This is a genomic window from Mycolicibacterium rutilum (assembly GCF_900108565.1).
GTDB classification, from domain to species: Bacteria; Actinomycetota; Actinomycetes; order Mycobacteriales; family Mycobacteriaceae; genus Mycobacterium; species Mycobacterium rutilum.
In genome coordinates this window covers 2,423,108-2,446,856 of sequence record NZ_LT629971.1, presented here as the reverse complement: position 1 = coordinate 2,446,856, position 23,749 = coordinate 2,423,108, and the positions used below count along the sequence as shown (strand labels likewise).

At 66.4% G+C, this 23,749-nt stretch carries 22 protein-coding genes; 12 read left to right on the top strand and 10 right to left on the bottom strand.

The genetic code is table 11. The features are described from left to right. Nucleotides 1-211 precede the first annotated feature (211 nt). A complete protein-coding gene (locus BLW81_RS30270; RefSeq protein ID WP_083407371.1) occupies nucleotides 212-1,627 on the bottom strand; it encodes a m6dAMP-activated NAD phosphoesterase MisA in 1,416 nt (471 codons plus the stop codon). 1,780 nt (nucleotides 1,628-3,407) lie between these two features. Here BLW81_RS30270 and istA point away from each other — a divergent pair. The 4 genes from istA (at nucleotide 3,408) to BLW81_RS11975 (ending at nucleotide 8,118) form a co-directional block, all read left to right on the top strand. Beyond that, nucleotides 3,408-5,018, top strand: coding sequence for an IS21 family transposase (gene istA, locus BLW81_RS11990; RefSeq protein WP_083406450.1), 1,611 nt, complete (start codon nucleotides 3,408-3,410; stop codon nucleotides 5,016-5,018). A 1-nt stretch (nucleotide 5,019) separates the two neighbouring features. Then, the gene (istB, locus tag BLW81_RS11985) at nucleotides 5,020-5,817 is read left to right on the top strand and encodes an IS21-like element helper ATPase IstB (RefSeq protein ID WP_083407370.1); all 798 of its coding nucleotides are present in this window, start codon (nucleotides 5,020-5,022) and stop codon (nucleotides 5,815-5,817) included. 631 nt (nucleotides 5,818-6,448) lie between these two features. After that, a complete protein-coding gene (locus BLW81_RS11980) occupies nucleotides 6,449-7,768 on the top strand; it encodes an alpha/beta hydrolase (protein WP_157897669.1) in 1,320 nt (439 codons plus the stop codon). 95 nt (nucleotides 7,769-7,863) lie between these two features. Then, nucleotides 7,864-8,118 (top strand): hypothetical protein, encoded by a 255-nt coding sequence (locus BLW81_RS11975; protein WP_157897668.1) that lies wholly within the window; start codon nucleotides 7,864-7,866, stop codon nucleotides 8,116-8,118. A 126-nt stretch (nucleotides 8,119-8,244) separates the two neighbouring features. Here BLW81_RS11975 and BLW81_RS11970 read toward each other — a convergent pair whose 3' ends face one another. Continuing rightward, a complete protein-coding gene (locus BLW81_RS11970) occupies nucleotides 8,245-8,934 on the bottom strand; it encodes a GAF and ANTAR domain-containing protein (RefSeq protein WP_083407367.1) in 690 nt (229 codons plus the stop codon). A gap of 197 nt (nucleotides 8,935-9,131) precedes the next feature. On the opposite strand from BLW81_RS11970, the gene BLW81_RS11965 reads away from it, so the two are divergent. The 4 genes from BLW81_RS11965 to BLW81_RS11950 all read left to right on the top strand — a co-directional run bounded on the left by BLW81_RS11965 (nucleotide 9,132) and on the right by BLW81_RS11950 (nucleotide 13,321). Next, the gene (locus BLW81_RS11965; RefSeq protein ID WP_083407366.1) at nucleotides 9,132-10,346 is read left to right on the top strand and encodes an acetyl-CoA acetyltransferase; all 1,215 of its coding nucleotides are present in this window, start codon (nucleotides 9,132-9,134) and stop codon (nucleotides 10,344-10,346) included. 1 nt (nucleotide 10,347) lies between these two features. Continuing rightward, nucleotides 10,348-11,874 carry a carotenoid oxygenase family protein gene (locus BLW81_RS11960; protein ID WP_083407365.1) on the top strand — a complete coding sequence of 509 codons (1,527 nt, stop codon included), beginning with the start codon at nucleotides 10,348-10,350 and terminating at the stop codon, nucleotides 11,872-11,874. A 33-nt stretch (nucleotides 11,875-11,907) separates the two neighbouring features. Further along, entirely contained in the window at nucleotides 11,908-12,774 is an 867-nt protein-coding gene (locus tag BLW81_RS11955) for a winged helix-turn-helix transcriptional regulator (RefSeq protein WP_083410480.1), read from the top strand. 97 nt (nucleotides 12,775-12,871) lie between these two features. After that, the gene (locus BLW81_RS11950) at nucleotides 12,872-13,321 is read left to right on the top strand and encodes an Hsp20/alpha crystallin family protein (protein ID WP_083407364.1); all 450 of its coding nucleotides are present in this window, start codon (nucleotides 12,872-12,874) and stop codon (nucleotides 13,319-13,321) included. Between the two features lie 65 nt (nucleotides 13,322-13,386). Here the strand turns inward: BLW81_RS11950 and BLW81_RS11945 are convergent, their stop codons facing one another. Together BLW81_RS11945 and BLW81_RS11940 are read right to left on the bottom strand one after the other, a co-directional pair. Further along, nucleotides 13,387-13,980, bottom strand: coding sequence for a GNAT family N-acetyltransferase (locus BLW81_RS11945; protein WP_083407363.1), 594 nt, complete (start codon nucleotides 13,978-13,980; stop codon nucleotides 13,387-13,389). After that, nucleotides 13,977-14,414: a hypothetical protein gene (locus BLW81_RS11940; RefSeq protein WP_083407362.1), complete on the bottom strand. Its 438-nt coding sequence runs from the start codon at nucleotides 14,412-14,414 to the stop codon at nucleotides 13,977-13,979. Before BLW81_RS11940 ends, BLW81_RS11945 begins: the two co-directional genes overlap by 4 nt. 77 nt (nucleotides 14,415-14,491) lie before the next feature. On the opposite strand from BLW81_RS11940, the gene BLW81_RS11935 reads away from it, so the two are divergent. Next, nucleotides 14,492-14,938, top strand: a complete 447-nt coding sequence (locus BLW81_RS11935; RefSeq protein ID WP_083407361.1) for a cupin domain-containing protein — start codon at nucleotides 14,492-14,494, stop codon at nucleotides 14,936-14,938. Here the strand turns inward: BLW81_RS11935 and BLW81_RS11930 are convergent. Continuing rightward, nucleotides 14,928-15,647, bottom strand: a complete 720-nt coding sequence (locus BLW81_RS11930) for a 3-keto-5-aminohexanoate cleavage protein (protein ID WP_083407360.1) — start codon at nucleotides 15,645-15,647, stop codon at nucleotides 14,928-14,930. The two genes, BLW81_RS11935 and BLW81_RS11930, sit on opposite strands and share 11 nt — an antisense overlap. A gap of 19 nt (nucleotides 15,648-15,666) precedes the next feature. After that, the gene (locus tag BLW81_RS11925) at nucleotides 15,667-16,044 is read right to left on the bottom strand and encodes an Hsp15 family ribosome-associated heat shock protein (RefSeq protein WP_157897929.1); all 378 of its coding nucleotides are present in this window, start codon (nucleotides 16,042-16,044) and stop codon (nucleotides 15,667-15,669) included. 112 nt (nucleotides 16,045-16,156) lie between these two features. On the opposite strand from BLW81_RS11925, the gene BLW81_RS11920 reads away from it, so the two are divergent. After that, nucleotides 16,157-16,705 (top strand): Rossmann-fold NAD(P)-binding domain-containing protein, encoded by a 549-nt coding sequence (locus BLW81_RS11920; RefSeq protein WP_083407359.1) that lies wholly within the window; start codon nucleotides 16,157-16,159, stop codon nucleotides 16,703-16,705. Nucleotides 16,706-16,708: 3 nt separating this feature from the next. Here BLW81_RS11920 and BLW81_RS11915 read toward each other — a convergent pair whose 3' ends face one another. After that, nucleotides 16,709-17,485: a VOC family protein gene (locus BLW81_RS11915; RefSeq protein WP_083407358.1), complete on the bottom strand. Its 777-nt coding sequence runs from the start codon at nucleotides 17,483-17,485 to the stop codon at nucleotides 16,709-16,711. Nucleotides 17,486-17,545: 60 nt separating this feature from the next. After that, nucleotides 17,546-18,442: an amidohydrolase family protein gene (locus BLW81_RS11910; RefSeq protein WP_083407357.1), complete on the bottom strand. Its 897-nt coding sequence runs from the start codon at nucleotides 18,440-18,442 to the stop codon at nucleotides 17,546-17,548. Nucleotides 18,443-18,709: 267 nt separating this feature from the next. Between BLW81_RS11910 and BLW81_RS30150 the strand changes: the two genes are divergently transcribed. Together BLW81_RS30150 and BLW81_RS11900 are read left to right on the top strand one after the other, a co-directional pair. Next, nucleotides 18,710-20,170: a hypothetical protein gene (locus tag BLW81_RS30150; protein WP_157897667.1), complete on the top strand. Its 1,461-nt coding sequence runs from the start codon at nucleotides 18,710-18,712 to the stop codon at nucleotides 20,168-20,170. A 72-nt stretch (nucleotides 20,171-20,242) separates the two neighbouring features. Beyond that, the gene (locus tag BLW81_RS11900; protein ID WP_173839608.1) at nucleotides 20,243-20,563 is read left to right on the top strand and encodes a DUF1330 domain-containing protein; all 321 of its coding nucleotides are present in this window, start codon (nucleotides 20,243-20,245) and stop codon (nucleotides 20,561-20,563) included. A gap of 3 nt (nucleotides 20,564-20,566) precedes the next feature. Here the strand turns inward: BLW81_RS11900 and BLW81_RS11895 are convergent, their stop codons facing one another. Beyond that, the gene (locus BLW81_RS11895; RefSeq protein WP_083407355.1) at nucleotides 20,567-22,000 is read right to left on the bottom strand and encodes an aldehyde dehydrogenase family protein; all 1,434 of its coding nucleotides are present in this window, start codon (nucleotides 21,998-22,000) and stop codon (nucleotides 20,567-20,569) included. A gap of 28 nt (nucleotides 22,001-22,028) precedes the next feature. Continuing rightward, nucleotides 22,029-23,744, bottom strand: coding sequence for a thiamine pyrophosphate-binding protein (locus BLW81_RS11890; protein ID WP_083407354.1), 1,716 nt, complete (start codon nucleotides 23,742-23,744; stop codon nucleotides 22,029-22,031). Nucleotides 23,745-23,749: the final 5 nt, after the last annotated feature.

Here is a 23,749-nt window from a genome sequence, read left to right as displayed (position 1 = left end):
GCGCGCACGCTTACTGTACCCGAGGTGTCGCAGGCCCAGCGCTGTCTCGTTACTGATGCCGCAAAACATCGGAATGGCCGTACGCCCGCTTTGATCTGCGGATATCGCGCAGTACTCCTTCAATCCTTCGGTGGCGTCACTTGCTGTGACGTTGTGGTCCTGACGAAAGATCGGGAGGCCGGTTCGGTGGCGGCCGTTGACACTTAGGGGCTCACACAGTCAAACTCCACAATGGATGAACATTTCGTTGCTCGAGATAACCGAAACATTCGACTAGAGTTGCTGTCGGAACGTCGAACGGCCTATAGAAACTGAAGGTATTAAACCCGACTGGATCCGGTATTCGAGGACGCTGGACACCGGCAGAGCCTGCTCCAAGCACGGTAACAGGGGATATCGGAGTGTTCTGGGTCGCGCCGTCGAGGGTAAATTCTGCGACCCTCGCTACTTGGCCAATAAAAGGCAGATGCTGGTGTCCGTGTAACACAGCATCTATACGCTCTGTGTGTGCGAGCGACACGATCTCGCCGGCATCCAAAGTCATGCTGACAGGGCGCTTATTCTCGGGTTCCTCGACGTGCGAACCGGGAAGTACATGATGGTGCAAAGCGACGGCAGTCCATGTGGCTGACCGAGCGAGGTCTGCACAAATCCTCACCGTTTTGAATACTGGGGCACTCCGGTCTATACCCACATAACCATAGTCCATATTTTCCTTCAATCTTGGCCGCGATGAGTTTAGAGCGCCAATGACATAGTGACGCCCAGATACGTCACGGATATCGTGCACCCGCTCTAGTTCGGTGGCGGCCCCGTAAAATATTTGCAGGTGATCCCGAAAAGCCTGCTCATTTCTGAAGTCCCGGGTTACGGTAGGATCATCGATTAATATATCGTGATTCCCTGGTATTAGCACAACTGCGTTGCGTTGCAAATCCAGGAGCTCCGTTAATTTTTCTACAAAGATTCGAGCCGACAGAAATCCATCCGACTCACCCCTGGTCGTGAGGTCCCCTGATACGACAACACAAGCTGGGCGGACAGGAAGCGCCGATACGATCTTCTCAGCCAAGGGAATTGGAGGATTTGTGGGGCCGGCCCGCCGCGAGTATCCGTGGTCGCTCCCGAAATGCAGATCAGATATATGAAGAATCCCGGATTGGCCGTGCTGCGCAGTTGCACCTACGACCGGCACAGGGTAATCAGCCGGACGCGCACGTCGAGCTTCGAAGATCGTCGAGTCGCCGCTGGGGACAGGGCCAAATTCGTCGACCCACGAATCCTCAGAAACTATGTTTATGTCCTTGAAATTGAACCATGCAGCACAGCGCTCGTCTCGGTAGTACTCCGGAGTTCGACTCTTGTTCGGCGACGCGAACTCTTCTCCGTCCCCGCGATAGACAACTTCACTACAAATGCCGACTGCAAACTTCTCATCAACACGATGGACGAGGCCTACTCTGACTTCGCGCTCCGCCGCGCTCCTCGCTGCCCGTTCCAGAAGGTCGTGCGGGAATCCTTCATGTTGCTTCTTCCACCATCCCCATAAGACAGGTCCGTCGGCCAACGTCGCAATGTGTGATTCAAGCGTGTCAGTCTCATAATCGCTGTACCGAAGAATTATCACTCGGCTTCCCCCAGCATCTCATCGCGAAGCAGCGCAGCAAAAGAATCGCTGCCCGGCGCCGGCCGAGATGAGCTAAGCAATGCAAGTGCTCGGTGGGCCGACGCCAAGTCATCGACTGTCGCTATCCGATTCCGGCTGCTCCACAAATTGGCTTCAAATAGGAGGGGGTGCCGCCGGCTGACACTGTCGAGTGTTCGGACATTGGAAAGTCCGTCGGTCCCCGCGAGGCGGGACCTACCGCTGTCGAAAGGGAGCTTCCGAATGCTGATAATGTCGTCGCCAATGCGGTAATCGCGCCATTCCTCTACAAGTGCAAAAGATTGCGGCTGAGACATTGGCCGAGCGTTCTCGATAACCGCCATATCAGCAATCCTCCAAGGCCCATCTAATGCCACTCCAGCCTGCCGCATAGCATTCGATTCGAAGAGCGGCGTGGAATACACGATCGCTTGTTCAAAGATCTCTACCTGGCCAATAGATTCCATAAGTTTCCGTAGCCGCGTCCTATCTGCTCTGGCACTGGGCCGCGTGAGCTCCCCGAGTAGCGGGACCACAATTCGACCTCCAACGTGAACGGCACTGCTAGCTCGCCTTAACCAATCTTCCATGACATGTCCGTACCAGGGGGGATCAATGACGGCCGAATCCGACTTCGGCAGCTGCGTCAGCGTCTCGACCGCTTCATTCATCACCCTGGTTGACGGCGTGATATTGAATCGTTCAAATAGCCAAGGACTTGAGTCAATTAGTGTGCCGTTTGATGTCAACTCCGCAACGCTAGGGGTGCCAATCATCAATGGTGCGAATCCCAAGTGCTCAATGACACGCGCAGTGCTGCCGTGCGTGAAGTACCACTCGCCGCGGGCAGGAGATGGGTAGGGGAGTCGATGATCGTGGTGGTTGCCCCCATCCTGCACGGGCCCCGCAGCGAAATGGGCAACCAACGTCGGAAATGTTCCCATCGATCGTCGGCATATCTCGAGAAGACTTCCGTCGCAGAATGGCTCGACTCGTCGCACCATTTCTCGTACTCGGAGTAGGTAATTGGACGGATTCCAGAGATCACGAGGGGGCGTGGTCTGCATCGTTCGACTCCTTGCCTGCGCAGGTGCTCGATCCTTGTCTATGCAGTCCATCGTGCTAACGGCGTCCATCGTGATCTTCTCTCATCCGAGCCATCGATGTCCCTATAGATATCAGCGAATACAGCGCCGGCTCGCGTGACGCGCTCATCCGGCCCCAGCTCTTGAGTGCCCTACTTACGCGATGTACCGCTGGCGGGTACGAACCTTGAACGCGCGTTGCGCTGCCGCCTGCCGGAGGCAGGCTGCATTCCAGGAAGAATGCGCCGCGCATCCTATGGCGGAACGATTCTCTAGTTGCGATTGATGTAGGTAAGTTTCTTTCAGCGGTCCCCGCCAGGTGAGGCCACCATCAAGGGGAAGTTGCGCAGGTAACACGCGACAACCGCACTTGAGGTGGCGTCTATCGCCTTAACCGTGGTATCGACGAGGCCCCGCTACGGAGCCGGAATCGACCGCTGCTCTGTGTTTGGCGCCTCATAAGTGAACTCACGACACACTGCGGTTTGGCCGGTACGGACGGGCATCGTCCGCCATGTCGTCTGCCATGAGGATGGGACCAGTGTGACCTGATTTTTGCCAGGGTGATGGGACCACCTGGATTGCCAGTTATGGGACCACCGGCGCGTCGCGTCGGTGGTCTTTTCATTTGTTCGTTCGATCGCCGTGACGGCTCAAGGTCACGGAGGTCGGCGGGCATGGCTTTTCGGGAGGTCAGTGTGAATGAGATCAGGGAAGTGCTGCGGGTGTGGCTGGGGGTGGTGGGACTGCCGGCGCCGGGGTACCGCAGCATTGCCGCGCATTGCGGCCTGGACCGCAAGACGGTGCGCCGCTACGTCGAGGCCGCCCAGGCGGCGGGTTTGCGTCGCGACGACGACGTCAGCGCGGTCGATGATGCGTTGATCGGGATGGTTGCCGAGGCGGTGCGTCCGGTGCGCCCCGATGGCCACGGGGCGGCGTGGGAGCAGCTGGTGGGCTTCGAAGATCAGATCACCGCCTGGGTGGCCGGCACCGGTGAGCATCGGCCGTTGACGGTCACGAAGATCCACACCCTGTTGGCCCGGCAGGGGTGTGTGGTGCCGTATCGGACGTTGCACCGATTCGCCAGCCAGCGTTGCGGTTTCGGCCGCAAAGACCTCACGGTGCGGGTCGCTGATGGCGATCCCGGAGTGGAGTGCCAGGTCGACTTCGGCTACCTGGGGATGCTCACCGACGCTGCTGACGGGCGCCGCCGCAAGGTGCACGCGCTGATCTTCACCGCGGTGTACTCCCGGCACATGTTCGTGTGGTTGTCGTACTCGCAGACCCTGGCCGCGGTGATCGCAGGCTGCGAGGCGGCCTGGGAGTTCTTCGGCGGGGTGTTCGCCGTGCTGATCCCCGACAATCTCAAGCCGGTGATCGCCGACGCGGACGCGGTCAACCCGCAGTTCAGCCAGGGCTGGCTGGATTACGCCGGGCATAGCGGGTTTCTGACCGACCCCGCCAGGGTGGCCTCGCCGAAAGACAAGCCACGGGTGGAACGCGCCGTGCAGTACGTGCGGCGAAACTTCTGGGACGGAGAAACATTCACCAGTCTGCAGCAGGCGCAGGACGCCGCCACAGCGTGGTGTCGTGACACTGCGGGCACCCGCACCCACGGCACCACCTGCGCACGCCCGCTGGAGGTGTTCACCGACGAAGAGCAGCCCCGGCTGTTGGCGGTGCCGCAGGTCTATGACGTGCCGGTGTTCAAGAGGGTCAAGGTCCACCGCGACTTCCACGCCGAGGTCGCCAAGGCCCTGTATTCGCTGCCCGAATGCTGGATCGGTCAGTACCTGGACGTGCGCGCCGACACCGAGCTGGTGAAGTTCTATCGCCGCGGCGTGCTGGTCAAGGTCCATCCCCGCCAACCGGCCGGTGGGCGCAGCACCGACCCCGCTGATCTGCCCGAACACAAGACCGGCTACGCGCTGCGTGATGTGGCGGCGTTGATCGCCACCTGCGCCTCCCACGGCCCCAACGTCGGGATCTACGCCGAACGCATCCTCGATGACCGGCTGCCCTGGACGAAGATGCGTACCGTCTACCGGCTGCTGGGTCTGGTGCGCCGCTACGGCGCCGACCGGGTCGAACAGGCCTGTTCATTGTCGCTGGATCTCGATGTCGTCTCGGTGAACAAGATCGCCTCCATGCTGGAGCGCGCCACCGAGACCAGCTCCCCGGCCCTGCCGAAAGCGGTCGGTCACACCGCGACCCGCTTCGCCCGTGATCCTTCCGAATTCAACTCCACCCCAACATCATTGACCATCTTTTCCGAGGAGAACCGCTGACATGACTACCACCGCCCGTGGAGCTACCGACCCGATCGGCGCTGATCTGCTCCGACTGCTCAAAGCCCTCAAGCTCGGTGCACTGGCTGACACCCTGCCCGAACGCGCCGCCTTGGCCCGACAACACAAACTCAGCCACATCGGCTTCCTGGAAACACTGCTGGCTGACGAGGTCTCCCGACGCGAATCCCGCTCCGCGGCACTACGAGCGGCCAAAGCCGGACTCGATCCGAGCATGCGGTTTGACACCTGGACCGCCCACGACGACCTGCGCTATGACCGCACCCTGCTCGGTGATCTCACCTCGCTACGGTTCCTCGATGCCGGCCAGTCCGCGATCGTCCTCGGGCCCGTCGGCGTCGGCAAGACCCATCTGGCAACAGCATTGGGCCACATGGCTATTCGCCGCCGCCACACCGTCGTTTTCGGCCGCGCCGACAAACTGTTCACCCGGCTACGCGCCGCCCGCCTGGACCACACCGTCGACGCAGAGATCCGCCGACTGGCCGCCGTCGACGTTCTGATCATCGACGACTTCGCGCTACGCCCCCTCGACGCCACCGAAACCAGCGACTTCTACGAAATCGTCGTCGAGCGCCACCGCGCCAAGACCACCATCATGACGTCGAACCGCGAGCCCGCCGAATGGCTGACCATGACCGCCGACACCCTGCTGGCCCAATCAGCCATCGACCGACTGACCCCCGCCGCGCACACCCTGGTCATCGAAGGACCGTCCTACCGCCAACGAACCCGCCCTCAGCTTGACCCAGACCCCGCCGACAAGCATCCTCAATAACGCGCCACGGTGGTCCCATCCCCCTGGCAATCAGGTGGTCCCATCACCCTGGCAAGCGACACGCCACTCCAAACCCATCTTCAGTACCGTTGCTCGGCGAACTCGGCGACTTTCTCCGAGCCGTACTCCAAGTTCGCATCCTGCCGGGAGACTCACCCGTCCTCCGCACCAGTAGCGCTGAGGAGTTCACCAAGAGGGCTACTCCTCTTTTCACCGCCTGCCTGTTTTCTTTTGCCGCTCGCCTTGTTATCGTCCGATCATCCCTCGTCGAGGAGGCGGTGCGGGCATGCGTCGATTTGCTGGGCTTATCACCATGGTGGGTCTCGGGGTGGCTGTGGTCTCCGGACAGGGTCTCGCGCGGGCCGAACCGTCAGATCCGTCATCCGACTCTTCGTCCGAGACCTCGACATCCACTGACGCACAGACGACGTCGGACACCCCGGACACCGACGATTCTCCGGGCAGCACCACGCCGTCCACCGAGCCATCGACCGAGCCCTCCGACGAGACTGAGCCCCCCGAAACGGAGCCCACGACAGCGAAGGACCGGCCGTCCCACAAGAAGTCACATTCCGGCACCACCGCCAAAGCGCCTTCGACGCGGAATTCGACGATCGCGTCCTCTGCCGCGGTGAGCGAGTCGACGACTGCGCCGGACGCTGAGCCCGCCGAACCCGCCGAACCCGCCGAACCTGCCGAACCCGCCGTGCCGACGGTCGACGTCTCCCCGGCAACCGTTCCGGTGGCCGAACCCACCGTGCGAGAGACGGATTCGTCGCCTACCGAGGCCGCGTCCACGCCCCCTCGGCCCGTCGAGAAGATTGCCGTTGCGGTGTCGAATGTGCTTGGCGGCCTGTCGGATCCGTTTGCCACCGGCGACGCGCCAGAAGCGCCCGCCGGCGCGCCGGCCGCGTGGTCGCTGTTGGCGTTCGCACGGCGCGAGTTCGAGACTCTTTCGGCTCCGACGCCGCTGGCCGAGGCGCAAGTGGTCGAGAACTCGCTGACCTACACGCCGCCACCGACGATCATCGACCAGTTGACGGTCGCCGCCCTACGGGTGATCCGCGACGTCACCGGTTTCTTCGGGATCCCCTACGCCGCCATCGTCGGGGAACTGCTCGCCAGCGAGGATCCGCCGTTCTTACTGACGCTGGGGCTCAACGCACGTAAGACCGAGTTCGAGGTATCGCCGGGAAACGTCTGGAAGGTATGGGAATTCGAGCCGCCCGAACCGACCGACGCCACCGTGGTCGCGATCCACGGTGGCGCGGCGATCGTCCAGCCGAATCTGCTGCACTGGTTCGACTACACGCAGATGGCCCGCGACACGGGGGCCACGGTGCTGGTGCCGCTGTACCCGCTGGCGACAACCGAGGCGGGTTCCCTGCTGAACGTCACGCCCGGGATGGCGGACTACCTCTCGCATGTGATCAGCGAGCGTGGCGCCGAGAACGTCAGCGTCTACGCCGACTCGCAGGGATACACCTACGCGTTCGCCGCTACCCGTGAGCTCATCCTGCGGGGCGACGAAGTGCCGGCGAGCATGGTCGTGATCTCGGGCCAGGCCGACTATTCGTCGGAGAACGACGGCGCGGGCATCGATGACCCGTTCTTCAACGAAGTCACCGTCAGATACTTCTCGACGGGCGTCCACACCTTCGACGGCGTCGTCGACAAGGACCCGCGGATAAGCCCGTTGCGCATGGAGACCGAGGTCCTGCAGGCGCTGCCACCGACCACGATCTATGTCGGGACATTGGAGATCACGTATCCCGGCAATCTGCGGCTGTATGAACGGGCGGTGGAGATCGGCGCGCCGATCTCGATGGTGGTGGCCCCAGGGCAGTATCACGACTGGGCGATCTCGGGCCTACCGGTCAACTCCGCCGCGCCGCTGGTGCGCCGCGACATCTATCGTCAGCTCGGCCTGCTTGCCGACGCCGCGGACTAGAAACGTTCGAGGACGAATTTTCGTCAGCAAATTCCCCTCCTATTGACGACGCCGTTAGTACGATCATCAGCAAACAGCTCGACCCGGGGGGATTCATGACAAGTCAACGAACCGCTGGCTACCGGCCCGCGATCGTGGAGTTTCTCGAGGAAGTCATCTCGGCCAAGGACCGCGTCGTGCTCGGCGTGATCACCGCGCTGATCGGCGCCTTCGGCATCTGGTCCGTCGTCGACTACAACTCGGCGCAGACCCAGTACGGCATGTGCGTCGCGCAGGCGGTGGCCCAGGCCGCCGAGCAGCGCGTGTCCGTCGACGACCTGCTCGGCGGCGTCGGCTGCGTGCAGCCCTAGCGGGGCATAGAAGCGGCCCGCCACCTGGAGGTCATCAGGTGACGGACCGACACGAAGAACCGTATTCCTTGCGACCGCGTGAGGAATCCGGTGTTTCCCTACGTTTCAAGATTTTTTCCGGGCGGTTCAGGTCCCAGACCGGGTGTCGATGACCCGCTGCGCGACATCCGCGAGCTTGGTGTTGCTGTCCTGCGACAGCTGCTTGAGCATCTCGAAGGCACGCACCTCGTCGACGCCGTAGCGCTCCATGATGATGCCCTTGGCCTGCCCGATCCGGTCGCGCGTCGACATCGCCGACTTCAGCTGCTCGCCCTCCCGGCTCGCCAGGATCGCCGCCGCCGCGTGGGCCGCGAGGACCGCGCCGATGGTCTCGTCCTCGGCGTCGAAAGCGTTCGGTTGCGAGCCGAACATGTTGAGCGCCCCCGCCGTGCGCTCGGCTGTGTACAGCTTGACCGACAGCCCGCTGAGCACCCCGTGCTCCACCGCGGCAGCAGAGTATTGAGACCAGCGCGGTTCGGTCCGGAAGTCGTCGGTACGGAGGATCTGCTCGTTGAGCGCGGCCTGAACACACGGCCCCTCGTTGTACTTCATCTGAATCTCGTCGAGGGTGTGCGGCAGCTCGGACGTGCCGGCCAGCGATTCGAACGTGCCGCCCTTGGCGACGAGCAGCACGCCGACGGTGTCGGCGCCCGGTATCAGCTCCCGCGCCGTCGAGGTGACGTCCTCGAGCACCTGCTCGACGCTGCGCGGCGCTGCCGTGGCCCGAGCAAGCTCGGCCATCCGTTCAGCGAGTTGTTGAGTACGCAGCGGGGCCATAGGAGGCAGTCTTCCCGATGACACGACGAAGTACACGGTTGTTTGCGCTCCTAACCGGTTGGGCATGTCGTGTGCAGACAGCCGCGACGGTCGACCGCCGCGTCTGTTGAGGTCTCGTCGGTTCAGCTCAGAGCTGGCGGGGCCGCCTTCGGCGCTCCGGCCGGAGTCACTCTTTTAGTTGTAGTACCGTCTGGTGCATGGGCACGGCCAATGTCTGGATCCTCGGCGGTTACCAGAGCGATTTCGCCTGCAACCTGACTCGTGAAGGCGTCGACTTCTCGGCCCTGACCGTGCAGGTCGTCGACGGCACCCTGGCGGCCGCATCGGTGGACGCCCGCGACGTCGAGGTTGTGCACCTCGGCAATGCCTTCGGGGAGTTGTTCGCGAACCAGGGCCACTTGGGCGCGATGCCGGCCACGGTGCACGAGGACCTCTGGGACACACCGGCGTCGCGACACGAAGCCGCCTGCGCGTCCGGCAGCATTGCGATTCTCTCCGCGATCGCCGATCTGCGCTCCGGCACCTACCGATCCGCCCTGGTCCTCGGTGTCGAACTCGAGAAGACGGTGCCCGGCGACCTCGCCGCCCGCCACCTCGGCACCGCCGCATGGACCGGTCACGAGGGCGGCGACGCGACGTTCATGTGGCCCTACATGTTCGACCGGGTCGTCGCGGAGTACGACACGCGGTACGGCATCGACGCCGCCCACCTGCGCGCGATCGCATCGCTGAACTTCGCCAACGCCCGCAACAACCCGAACGCGCAGACGCGGACATGGCTGGTGCCCGATCCGCTGACCGATGACGACGTCACCAACCCGGTCGTCGAGGGCCAGCTGCGCCGCTTCGACTGCAGTCAGATGACCGATGGCGGCGCGGGCGTCGTCCTGGCCACCGACGAGTTCCTCGCCGAGCACCCCGGGTTGCGGCCGCTGGCCCGCATCACCGGATGGGGCCATCGCACCGTCGGACTCGGGCTGCAGCAGAAACTCGACCGCAGCGCCGGCGAACCCTACGTGTTGCCGCACGTGCGCGGGGCCGTGCTCGACGCGTTCTCGCGCGCCGGCGTCGCCCTCGACGACGTCGACGGTTTCGAGGTGCACGACTGCTTCACCCCCAGCGAGTACCTCGCGATCGACCACATCGGCCTGACCGGGCCGGGCGAGTCGTGGAAGGCCATCGAGAACGGCGAGATCGAGGTCGGCGGTCGGCTGCCGATCAACCCCAGCGGCGGGCTGATCGGCGGCGGTCATCCCGTCGGCGCATCGGGGGTGAGGATGCTGCTCGACGCGGCCCGGCAGGTCAGCGGAACCGCGGGCGACTACCAGGTCGAGGGCGCAAACACGTTCGGCACGTTGAACTTCGGCGGATCCACCGCCACCACTGTGAGCTTCGTCGTCGGGAAGGAATGAGATGGGAACGCCAAACGTGGAGATCGTCGGGAAGTACCTGTCGACGCTGCCCGACGATGACGACCACCCCTACCGCACCGGGCCCTGGCGTCCGCAGAGCACCGAGTGGGAAGCCGACGATCTGCGGCCGGTCGAGGGTGAGATCCCGCGCGACCTGGACGGCGTCTACCTGCGCAACACCGAGAACCCGCTGCATCCGGCGCTGAAGTTCTACCACCCGTTCGACGGCGACGGCATGGTGCACGTGGTCGGGTTCCGCGACGGTAAGGCGTTCTACCGCAACCGGTTCGTCCAGACCGACAGCCTGATCGAGGAGAACGATGCGGGCGGCCCGCTGTGGCCGGGCCTGGCCGAGCCGATCGAGCTCGCCAAGCGCGACTACGGCTGGGGCGCACGGACATTGATGAAGGACGCGTCGAGCACCGACGTCGTCGTGCACCGCGGCGTCGCGCTGACCAGCCACTATCAGTGCGGCGACCTGTACCGCGTCGACCCGTTCACCGGTGACACCCTGGGCAAGGAGGACTGGCACGGCCAGTTCCCCACCGATTGGGGCGTGTCGGCGCATCCGAAGGTCGACGATCGGACCGGCGAGATGCTGTTCTTCTCCTACTGCAAGCAGGCGCCGTACCTGCGCTACGGCGTGGTCGACGACGCCAACCACCTCGTGCACCTCACAGACGTCCCGCTGCCCGGGCCGCGGCTGCCCCACGACATGGCGTTCACCGAGAACTACGCCATCCTCAACGACTTCCCGATGTTCTGGGACCCGACGCTGCTCGAGGCGAACATCCACTTCCCCGGCTTCCATCCGGACATGCCGTCGCGCTTCGCGGTGATCCCACGCCGCGGTCAGGCGTCCGACATCAAATGGTTCGAGGCCGACCCCACGTTCGTGCTGCACTTCACCAACGCCTACGAAGACGGCGACGAGATCGTCTTCGACGGCTTCTTCGAGGGCGACCCCAGCCCGGTCGACACCGGCGCAGGATCGAAGTGGGAGCGGGCTTTCCGCTTCCTCGCGCTCGACCGGCTGCAGACCCGGCTGCACCGCTGGAGGTTCAACCTCGTCACCGGGCAGACCACCGAGGAACAGCTGACCGACACGATCACCGAGTTCGGCATGATCAACGCCGGTTACGCGGGCACGCCGTATCGCTACGCGTACGCCGCCACCGGCAAGCCCGGCTGGTTCCTGTTCGACGGTCTGGTCAAACACGACCTGCACACCGGGACCGAGCAGCGGTTCGTGTTCGACGACGGTGTGTTCGGCAGCGAGACCGCGATGGCGCCCCGCGTGGGTGGCACCGCCGAGGACGACGGATATCTGATCACACTCACCACCGACATGAACGCCGACGCGTCGTACTGCCTGGTGTTCGACGCCGCCAGGGTGTCCGACGGTCCGGTGTGCAAGTTGCCGCTGCCGGAACGAGTTTCGAGCGGCACCCATTCGACGTGGGCGCCGGGCGCGGAGCTGCGGCGCTGGCGGGAGTCGGATTCGGCGGCTGCGGCCATCGGCCTGTAGGTGGCGTCGCGCGCGCCCAACGCCGTCGCCCGCATGCTGGGCCTGCTCGGTGATGAGTGGACGCTGCTCGTCATGCAGCAGTCGCTGCTGGGGGCGACGCGGTTCGGGGAGTTCAAAGCGCGGCTGCCGATCTCGAACTCCGTGCTGAGCGCGCGGCTGCGCTCGCTCACCGAGGAGGGCCTGCTCGAGCGCCGCGAGTACCAGACGCGGCCGTCGCGGCTCGAGTACGTCACGACCACGCGGGGCCGCTCGCTGTGGCCGGTGCTGGTGTCGATCTGGGAGTGGGAGCGCCGGTGGGTGCCCGAGCACGTCGAGCCGCTGCCGCACATGCATCACCTCGAATGCGGCCACGACTTCGCGCCTGCGGCGACGTGCCGCGCATGCGGAGCGGTTGCTGAAGTGGAACACGTTGTCGCGCAATGGGGTCCGAGCGGATCATGGTCGCGCTCGATCCCGGCGGCCGCCACCCGGCGGCGCGCGGAGACCGCCGCGGCAGGCCTTTTCCCCCAGACCATGAGCGTGGTGGGGAACAGGTGGGGATTCGCGCTGGTGGTCGCCGGCATGGTCGGGCTGCGCCGGTTCACCGACTTCCAGTCCCAGCTCGGCGCGCCGCCGGGATCGGTCGCCGACCGGTTGACCATTCTGACCGCCAACGGCGTGTTCGACGGCACCGGCAACCGGTACGAGCTGACCGAGAAAGGGCGCGCGCTGTTCGCGGTCGTCATCACCTCGCTGCAGTGGGCGCAGCGCTGGTACCGGGCGCCCGAGGGGCCCGCCGTCGTCGTCACCCACACCGCGTGCGGGCGCCGGTTCGACCCCGTACTGATCTGTGATCAGTGCCGCCGACCGCTGCGCGGCACGGCCATCTCCGTCGTCGAAAATTCCGCGACCTCGGACTAGCACTCTCTTGTGTAGAGTGCTAACATCGCAGGTACGCACAGTGATTTGGCTGCCCGCCAGGGTGGCGGGCTCTGGATGACATAGGAGGTGGATTGCTGTGCTTCGCTTTGATCCGTTCAGTGACCTCGATGCTCTGACCCGCGGCCTGCTCACCGGCCAGACCGGATCGAATCGCTCACCGCGGTTCATGCCGATGGACCTGTGCAAGGTCGACGACCACTACCTGCTGACCGCCGACCTGCCCGGGGTTGACCCCGGCTCGGTGGACGTCAACGTCGACAACGGCACGCTGACCATTTCGGCGCACCGCACCGCACGCTCCGAAGAGTCCGTGCAGTGGCTGGCCAACGAGCGGTTCTTCGGCACCTACCGCCGGCAGCTGGCGCTCGGGGAAGGCATTGACGCGTCGGCCATTTCGGCGACCTACGAGAACGGCGTACTCAGCGTCACCATCCCGATGGCCGAACGCGCCAAGCCGCGCAAGATCGAGGTGGCCGTCGGCCACGACCAGAGGTCGATCGAGCCGACGACCGTCGAGGCCGGGTAACCGGGTAACCGTCGAGACAGCGGGCAGATCGCGCGCTCCCCCGAGAGGGCGATCTGCCCGCAGTTTCAGTGCCGGCTCAGCCGGTGGCGCAGGTTGTTTCGCACTGCGGGCCACTCCACGTCGAGGATCGAGTACACGACGGTGTCGCGGCGCGATCCGTCGGGCAGCAGCTGGTGGCTGCGCAGCACGCCGTCGAGCTTGGCGCCGAGCCGCTCGATCGCCGCGCGGCTCGTGAAGTTGAAGAAGTGCGTCCGGAATTCGACAGCAACACAACCCAATTGGTCGAAGGCGTGGCCGAGCATCAGCAACTTGGTTTCGGAGTTGACACCGGTGCGCCGCGCGTCGGCCACATACCAGGTGTTGCCGATCTCCAGCCGCCGGTTGGGCGGGTCGACGTTCATGTAGCTCGACGAGCCCACCAGTCGGCCGTCGAGTCGGCGGACCACGAAGGTCAACCCGGTGTCGGGCGACTGAACCGCCAACCGGTTGTCGACCCACTGCTCGACCGCCTCCGCGGCGGGAGCGGCGGTGAACCACAACCGGCCGAGCTCACCGTCGGCCGCGGCGGCGGCGATCTCCGGAACATGCTCGCGGCTCAGCGGTTCCAACGTCACCCAGCGGTCGCCGGCGAGGCGGACCGGCGAGACGAATCCGCTCACTGCACGCGGGTCGGCGCGCGTTGGGCCGTTGCCCAGGCCGCCACCATCGTCCACACCGACAACAGCACCGCGACACCCGCCACCGCCACACCGAGATACCACCCGTACCCGGCGGACACCGGCGCATAGACGTAGAGCCGGTAGTACCACACCGCCAGCACGAGCAGCAGGACCGAAACAGCCAGCGCCGCAGATGAAGCCAGCCGCGCCGACAGGCCCTGCGCCGACATCGCCCCGGCGACGATCAGCACCGAGGCCAGCAGCACGATCAGTTGTCCCACCCCGAATCCGGGCGCAGGCGCGGGCAGGTCCCCCACGATCCCGCCGATCGCCGTCACGCGACCGGACCCCTCGGTCAACCACGGCAGCCACGCGCTCACGGAGATGATCGCCCCGCACAGCGCGACCAGCCATCCGGGGCGCAGGCGCGACATGCCCCCGAGCCTATCGGGTGTGACGCGCCGATCCGGTCTCTACTGTGGAGTGTCCAACACCGAAAGGCGGTACCGGGATGACCGAACTTCCCGACTGGGCGCGCCGCCTGGATCTGTCCCCTCACCCGGAGGGCGGCTGGTACCGGGAAACCTGGCGCAGCGACCTGACCGTGCCGCAGTCCGCGCTGCCGCCGGACTACACCGGGCCCCGCAGCGCCGGGACCGCCATCCTGTTCCTGCTCATGCCGGGGCAGCAGTCGGCGTGGCACACCGTCCGCAGCGCGGAGTTGTGGCTGCACCACTCCGGCAGTCCCCTGGTCCTCGAGGTGGGGGCCGAACAGGACGGCGCGACAGAGCATTTGCTCGGAACCGACATCCTGGACGGGCAGCAGCCGCAGTTCGTCGTGCCGCCCGGGCACTGGCAGCGCGCCCGTCCCCGCGACGACGCGCCCACCCTGGTCAGCTGTGTCGTGGTGCCCGGATTCGATTTCGCCGATTTCGCGTTGGCCGCACCTACCGACTGAGCAGGTGCAGCGCGGCCGACACCAGTGCGGCGTTGTCCGGCGCCGTCGACCCGTCGGGCAGTCGCAGCGTGTCCTCCATCCCGATGCGGGTCTGCAACCCGCGCAGACCGGCGTGTTGCAGTAGCGGCCAACAGCTTTCGTCGAGGCCGTGCAGCAGGACCGGCGCCGGTGACCCGGCGGCGCGGATGCGGGCCAGCAGGTCGTCGGCGATGTCGGGATCGCCGTCGCGTGCGAGTTCGATCATCACCCGCATGCAGTGCGGGGCCACCTCGGAGGCCGCCCAGGAGTCGGCGGCCTCGGCGTGGAAGATGCCGACCTCCACGCCGAGCCCGCGGTCCAGGAGCAGCTTCGCCAGGTCCCCCGAGCCCGGTTCGTGCCAGTTCACCGACGCGAAGTCCGGCAGCACCCGCCAGCCCTCGACCGTGCGATAGCGCTCCTGCTCGTCGGGCAGCGCCCAGTAACCGGTGGTCACGCCCAGCGGAAGGCCCGGCAACGCGTGGCGCACCGCCTCGACCGCGACGCCCACCACGTCGGGTTGCAGCGAGTCGACGCCGTCCGGGGTCTTGGGATGCATGTGCACGGCTTGCGCCCCCGCCTCGTGGGCGCTGACCGCCGCGGCGGCCAACTGCCCGGGTGTCACCGGGAGTCCGGGATGCTGGTCCGGGGTGCGCGCGCCGTTGATGCACGCCTTCACGTAGGTAGAGGGCATGACCCGATCCTTGCAGCGATCAGCGGATCCGGCCCGCCCGCAGCCTCTCGAGCATCCGGCGGTCGCGTTTGGTCGGGCGGCCGGCTCCGCGGTCTCGCGCAGCGACCGGGACGATCTCCGTCACCGTCGGCCGCGGTGTCCGGTCGAGGAAGCAGGTCGCCGCGTCGGCCGCGCCGACCCGCTTGTGGATCACCCGCAGCACTTCGACGATGCGCGTGTTCTGCCCGATGCGGGCGCGCACCTCGTCACCGGGCGACACCATCGTCGCGGGTTTTGCCGGCCGGCCGTTGACCCGCACATGTCCGCCGCGACACGCCTCGGCGGCGTCCGGGCGGGTCTTCGCCAACCGGACCGACCACAGCCATCGATCTATCCGGGTCGACTCCACACCGTCCATGATGGCCCACCCGTGCACACCTTATTGTGACCTTATCTATGTCTTATTTTTCTTAAAAACTGTTGTACGGTGGTGGGCACCCGGCGCACAGCAGCGACGAAAGGAAGCCGACATGCATCACGAACCTGCACGGATCGCCCTGGTCACCGGCGGATCGACGGGCATCGGCGCCGACGTCGCCCACCTGCTCGCCGATGCCGACACCCACGTCGTGCGGGCCGGCACCGCGGTCGAGTCCGCCGCGATGGTCGACACCATCGGCGCCCGGTTCGGGCGACTCGACACCCTGATCCTGACCTCCGGTGAGCTCAGCCCCGCCATGCGCGTCGACCGCGACGCGCAGCGACGCATCGCGCTGCGGGCACTGCCGCTGATGCCGGCCGGCGGTCGCATCATCTTCGTCACCAGCCACCAGGCGCACTTCTTCCCGAACAAGGCCGTCCCTAAGGGCTACACGGCGATCGCGGCCAGCATGCGGGCCAACGAAACCGCCCTGTACACAATGCGTTCGGAGTTCCACCACGCCGACGTCCACTTCACCGTGGTCTCCGGCGACCTGAGCGACGCGACCTTCGCAGCAGCGGTCGTCAACGCGGCGAACACCCCGAACCCGACCGGCGTCGTGTACGTCGGGCGGGCCGACTACCTCATGACGGCCTGACGGTCACTGCAGCGAGGACAGGTTGAACGCGGCCCCCGTCGGGTCGGCGACCGCGGCCAGCCGCCCATAGGGGGTGTCCTCGGCGTCGCGGATCACGCTGCCGCCGTGATCGAGGATCTGCTGCACGCTCTTGTCCACGTCGTCGGCGCCGAGGAAGAAGAACCAGTTCGACGGCACCCCCTCGGGCAGATCGCGGGTGCCGTCCATCAGCCCGAGTAGCGCCTCGCCACCGAACAGTGCTGTGCTGTAGCGGAATTCGTCGGTGTCGGACACCGTCTCGAGCTGCCAGCCGAACACCGTGCAGTAGAAGTCCTGCGCCGCGGTGTAGCCGCGGGTGCTCAACTGGAAGTACACCGGTGCGCCGTGCTCGTTGACGAGTTCGAACCCGCGGTGCCCGGTCGGCTGCCACAGGCCGAAGAAGGCCCCGGTCGGATCGGCCATCAGGCCCATCACGCCCTTGTCCTTGACCTCCATCGGTTCGACGGACCCGCGGGTGACCGCGCCCGCGGCGAGGGCCCTGTCCAGCGTCGCCTTGACGTCGGTGGTGTGGAAATAGGTGGTCCAGCCGTCGGGGCTGTTCCACTGAGGGTCGTTGGCCATCAGGCCGGCGACGGGCCTGCCGTCTTTGCTCGCGGTGATGTACCCGCCGTACTCGGGACCAGAGGACTCGAACGTCCAGCCGAACACCTCGCCGTAAAAGGCTTGTGAGCGTTCGACATCCGAGGACGCCAGGTCGATCCAGATCGGCGCGCCGACGGGGGTGATGGTGCGGACGGACATGGGGAGCTCCTTCTCCGGGTGTGGTCAGTCACCGGTGCAGACCACCACCGCCGGAAAAAGTCATCGCGTGATGCCGAGCACCCGCAGCGCGTTCTCCTTGTAGACCAGCGGCACCACGGCCGGGTCGACACCGAGTGTCTCGAAGTCGCGGCGCCAGCGGTCGATCCGGATGTAGGGGAAGTCGGTGCCGAACAACACCTTGGTCCGCAGTTGACGGCTCATCGCGTGGACCAACTGCGGCGGGAAGTACTTCGGGCTCCACCCCGACAGGTCGATGTAGACGTTGGCCTTGTGGGTGGCGATCGCGATCTGTGGATCCACCCATGGCACAGCCGGGTGCGCCATCACGATCGTCAGCTCGGGGAAGTCGGCAGCGACGTCGTCGAGCAGCATCGGGTCGGAGTAGCGCAGCTTGATGCGATGCCCGCCCGGCAGACCCGACCCCATTCCGGTCTGCCCGGTGTGGAACAGCGCGGGCACGCCCGCCTCGGTGATGGCCTCGTAGATCGGATAGAAGCGACGGTCGTTGGGTGCGAAGGCCTGCATGCTCGGATGGAACTTGAAGCCCTTCACCCCGTAGTCGCGCACGAGTTCGTGCACCCGGTGCACCGCGCGGCGCTCGTGCCACGGGTCGACGCTGCCGAACGGGATCAGCACGTCGTTGTTGCGCGCCGCGCCCGCGACCAGGTCCTCGATCGAGTTGGGGACGTGCCGCATCGCCGTGCGCGCGTCGACAGTGAAGACCACCGCGGCCGTGTTGTGTTGCCGGTACAGGTCGGCGATCGCGTCGACGCCGGCGATCGCGCCGGGCGGCATCTTGAAGTACTTCTCCGTCGCCTCGACGAGTTCGTCGACGTAGGCCTTGTGGCCGTGGCTGTCGATCTCCACGTGGGCGTGCATGTCGATCGCGTCGATGCGGCTGAAGTCGATCCCGTAGTCGTACTTCTCGGCAGCCATGCGCGCAGTTTAAGCGAGCGCGCCTGGCGAACAGATTGCCGACATCTCAGCCGGGGTTCGCGAAGTGGATAGCCATTTTCACGATGTCCCTCACATCGCCATTGTCCAGTGGTTAACACTAAGTCGTAATTGGCTTCGGCGTTATTTAGCAAAGCTCTTGACCACATCGCCAGCAAACCTCTAGCTTGGTGATGCCGGCTGTGATCGGGATCATATCCAGCTGCGGCCCGTCGGGGGCTGTGACGCATGTCGACAGGGGAAATCGCAATGCCAAGGAATCGCAGGATCAAGCGTTCGGAGCGGATGTCGGTCCACCAGTTCTTGACAGCCGGAGTCGGCGGCGCCGCGCTCGTCGGCGTCGGCGCGCTGCTGGCCTCACCGCCGGGAACCCCCGCGCCCACCAAACCCAGGGTGGACAACATCGAGATCCAACTGGCCAACAGCGAGTCGGAGCTGTGGTGGCTGGGTGACGGAGCCGAAGGCGGGATCGGGGCGAGCCTGTTCGAGACGCCGAACGCGTTGACGGCGGGCGGTTTCGATCCGTTCCGGCCGTTCGGTACGGGCGGTTGGCTGGTAGGAAACGGCGTCGATGCCGCGGCCGACTGCGAAGGCAACGCCTGCAACGGCGGTCACGCGGGCATCCTGTTCGGTACCGGCGGCGCGGGCGCCAACGGTGGCCGCGGCGGTAACGGCGGCCTGTTCTTCGGCGTCGGCGGGGCCGGTGGACAGGGGCTGCCGGGCCAGACCGGCGGTCGCGGTGGTGACGGCGGCCTGTTCTTCGGCACCGGCGGCGCGGGCGGTCAAGGCGGCACCGGTGTCGCCGGCGATGCGGAAGGCGAAACAGGGGGCAAGGGCGGCAACGGCGGCGAAGGCGGATCAGGCGGGCTGTTCTTCGGCGCGGGCGGCGTCGGCGGCCAAGGCGGCACAGGAGGCGCCGGCTACACCGATCCCCTTGGCGAGAACCCACCCGGCAACGGCGGTGACGGCGGCGACGCCGGCGTCGGCGGTAAGGGCGGGCTGTTCCTCGGCAGCGACGGATCGACCGGAAACGGTGGTGACGGTGGCGTCGGCGGCACCGGCGTGACCGGTGACGGAGCCGCGGGCGGCACCGGCGCGACCGGCGGCAACGGCGGCAACGGCGTGGTCGGCGGGACCGGTGGTGCCGGCGGCAAGGGCGGCGAAAGCCCGACCGGATTCGAGGGCGGCCAGGGTGGCACCGGCGGTAACGGCGGCACCGGCACGACCACTGGCGGCGCAGGCGGTGCCGGCGGCGAGGGTGGCACCGGCGGCGGCGACCCCGAGGGCGACGGCGACACCGGTGGCAAGGGCGGTACCGGCGGCAAGGGTGGCACGGGCGGCGTCGACGGCGGTGTGGGCGGCGCAGGAGGTGCCGGCGGTGACGGCGGCGAGGGCGGTGAAGGCGCGGAATCTTCCGGCGGCACCGGCGGCGCAGGCGGCACCGGCGGTCAGGGCGGCGAAGGCGAGAACGGCAAGGGCGGCAACGGCGGTTCGGGCGGCATCGGCGGCGAAGGTGGCGACACGCTCGGTGGCGGCAGCGTCGGCGGCGACGGCGGCAAGGGCGGCACCGGCGGGCTCGGCGGACCGGGCAGCAGCGGGGACGACCCCGGCGAAGGCAACCCCGGCAGCAACGGCGGCGACAACGACGGCGCCAACGGCGGCACCGGCGGGGCCGGCGGAGCGGGCGGCACCGGAGCCCCGTCCGCCTGATCGGAGATGACCGCAAGCCGGTGCGCACCGCCGAGGGGGGTGCGCACCGGCCATGCGGGTACCGTCACGCGCGTGACGGTCTACGCGCTCAACCTGTTCGACATCGCCGACCGCGACGAGTACCTCGCCTACTCGAAGCGCTCGCCGGGTGAGGTCGCCAAGCACGGCGGCCGCGTCGTGGCTCTCGGCCAGTTCCGGGAATCGATTCTCGGTGACATCGAGCCCCGCCGGGTCCTGATCCTCGTCGAGTGGGATTCCAAGGACGCGTTCGACAGTTACTGCAACGACCCCGAACTCGCCGACCTACATGCGCATCGCGAGAACGGGTCGTCGTCGTACGTGTGGCACCTCTTCGACCGCCTCGACGATCTGCGGCCGCTGCTCAAACCATGAGGCTCAGCCGGCCGCCTCCGGCGCGTAGCCGAGCGCGGCCTTGACCTCGAGGTACTCGTCGAACCCGAACTGGCCCCACTCGCGGCCGTTGCCGCTGCGCTTGTAGCCGCCGAACGGCGCATTCATGTCGAAGCCGTGATTGATCGCGACGGAGCCGGCGCGGATGCGGCGGGCCACCGACCGTGCCTTGTCCAGGTCGGCACCCGAAACATAGCCCGCCAGACCGTATTCGGTGTCGTTGCCGATCTCGACGGCCTGGTCGAGATCGTCGTAGCCGAGGATGCACAGCACGGGACCGAAGATCTCCTCGCGCGCGATCGTCATGTCGTTGGTGACGTTCGCGAACACCGTGGGCTTGACGAAGTAGCCCTTGGCGAGGCCGTCGGGCCTGCCGGTGCCGCCGACGACGAGCGTCGCGCCTTCGTCGATGCCCTTCTGGATCAGGCCCTGGATCTTCTCGAACTGCGCGCGGGACGCCACCGGGCCGATCGCGGTCTTGTCGTCCGGGTCGCCGACCTTGACCGCGCTCGCCGTCTCCTTGGCCACCGCGATGGCCTCGTCCATCCGGGAGTTCGGCACCAGCATCCGCGACGGCGCGTTACAGCTCTGCCCGCTGTTCATCATCATCACCGAGGTGCCCGCGGCCACGCTCTTGGCGAAGTCGTCGTCGTCGAGCACGATGTTCGGGCTCTTGCCGCCGAGTTCCTGCGTCACCCGCTTCACGGTCGGAGCCGCGTTGCGGGCGACCTCGATACCGGCGCGGGTCGACCCGGTGAACGACACCATGTCGATGTCGGGATGGCTCGACAACGGCACCCCGACGCCGGGGCCGTCCCCGTAGACCAGGTTGTAGACACCGGCGGGAACACCTGCGGCGTCGAGGATCTCGGTGAAGATCTGCGCGGAGTAGGGCGCCACCTCCGACGGTTTGAGCACCATCGTGTTGCCGGTGGCCAGGGCGGGGAACACCTTGCAGGCGATCTGGTTGATCGGCCAGTTCCACGGGGTGATCAACGCGCACACGCCGATTGGCTCCTTGACCACCAGCGTGCTGCCGTGCTGTTCCTCGAACTGGAAGTTCTTCAGCGCGTCGATCGCGGTGGCCAGGTGGCCGATGCCGAGGTTTACTTGCGGACCCGATGCCAGCGACGGCGGGGCGCCCATCTCCTCGGTGACCGCGTCGGCCAGATCACCGGCGCGCTGCTGGTATTCGCCCATGATCGCGTTGAGCAGCTCGAGCCGCTCCTCCGGCGTGGTCTGCGACCAGGTCGCGAACGCCCGCCGCGCCGCGGTGACCGCCACGTCGACGTCGGCGGAGGAGCCGAGCGCGATCCTGCCCGAGACCTCTTCGGTGGTCGGGTTGTCAACCTCGAGGGCGTTGGGCCGAACCGGGTCGACCCACTGGCCGTCGATGTAGTGCTTCAGATATTCACGCATGGTGCTTACTCTTCCCTAGATCGTCGGCCTACTGGGTGCCTTCTGCATACCAGGTCCGGAATCGGTCGTACTTCGGCATCTCCTCGGAGTTGGCCTTGGGGTCGATGCAGACGTGCACGACGGCGGTCTTGCCGCTGGCGAACGCCCGCTGGATGGCCGGGCCGATCTCGTCGTCCTTCTCGACGTACTCGCCGTGGCAGCCGAAGCCCTCGGCCACCTTGTCCAACCGGACGTCCTTGCTCCAGTGCACACCCGGCTGCGGCGACGGCTGCTCGAATGTGCGTTTGTAGACACCGACTTCCAGGCCCCACTGGTGGTCGACGCCGACAACGCAGACCAGCGGCAGTCCCTCGCGCACCGCGGTCTCGAGTTCGGCGATGTGGAACAGGAACGCCGAATCGCTGGTGAGCAGCATGACCGGGCGCTTGCGCCCCTCGGCGACCGAGGCGCCGACGGCGTACGGCAGGCCGGTGCCGAGATGGCCGAAGTTCTGGTTCCAGATCACGTCGCGCGGTTTGGTCTGCGAGTACGTCCACTGGAAGATCACCGTGGCGCCGCCGTCGCGGACCAGGATGCCGTCCTCGGTGCACTCGTCGAACGCCTTCGTGGCCTCCACGACGTAGCGCGCCGGGTGGATCGGGGCGCGACCGCTGGGCGCTTCTTCAGCCACCCGCGTCAGCTCGGCCGCGTCGGCCTTGACCAGGGCCTCGAGGCTGGCCGACGGCTTGCGCGGGTTGTCGCGCAGCGCCTCCACCAGTTGGGGCACCACGCCGCGCAGGTCGCCGACCAGCGGCACGTCGATCGGCCGGTTCACGCCGATCGCGGTCGGATCCTGTTCCACCAGAACCCATTTGCGGTTGGCGTCGTTGCCTGCCCAGTGCTGGGTGCGGCCGTAGTGCATGGGTTCGCCGAGCTCGGTGCCCAGCGCCACACACAGGTCGGACTGCTCGACGGCCTCGTTGGCGGCCGGCGAGAACAGGTACGGGAAGGTGCGGTCCTGCAGGCCCGGGATGAACGACGTGCCGCCGGAGGTCTGGATCACCGGACACGCCATCAGCTCGGCCAGCTCCCTGACCTGCTCCTGCGTGCGCGACGTGTGAACCCCGTGGCCCACCAGCAGGATCGGGTTCTCCGCTTCGCGGATCAACCGGACCGCCTCGGCGACCTCGCGCTCACCGGCACCCTGGTTGACGAGCCGGTACCGGTGCGGCGGCAGCGGGTCCGGCACGTCGAGTTCTTCGAGGATGATGTGGCTCGGGAACTCGATGTAGGACGGTCCGGGGGTGCCCGACATGGACCGGCGGATCGCCTCGCGGATGATTTCGTCGGTCTGGTCGGCGTACTCGATCGAGCTGCTGTACTTGACCGACCGCGCGAAAAGCTCTTCCTGCTGGACGAATTGGATGCGGCCGCGTCGGACCCGGCGTTCGGTGATGCGGGCGCGCTGCCCGCCGAGGACGATGATGGGCGAGTTCTCCACCAGCGCGCACTGGATCGCACCGGCGATGTTGGCCATGCCCGGCCCGAGCGTGCCGATGCACAGCCCCGGCATGCCGGTCATCCGCGACGCCGCCTCGGCCATGAAGCCGGCGCTCAGTTCATGGTGCGGTGCGACGACCGACCAGCCGCGGGCGTGGGCCTCGGTGAACATGTGCACGAAGTTGGGGTCAGGGATGCCGAACAGCGTGTTGACCCCCTCCGCCTCGAACAGGTCGAGGATGCGTTTGTATACGGGGACGCCCATTGAGT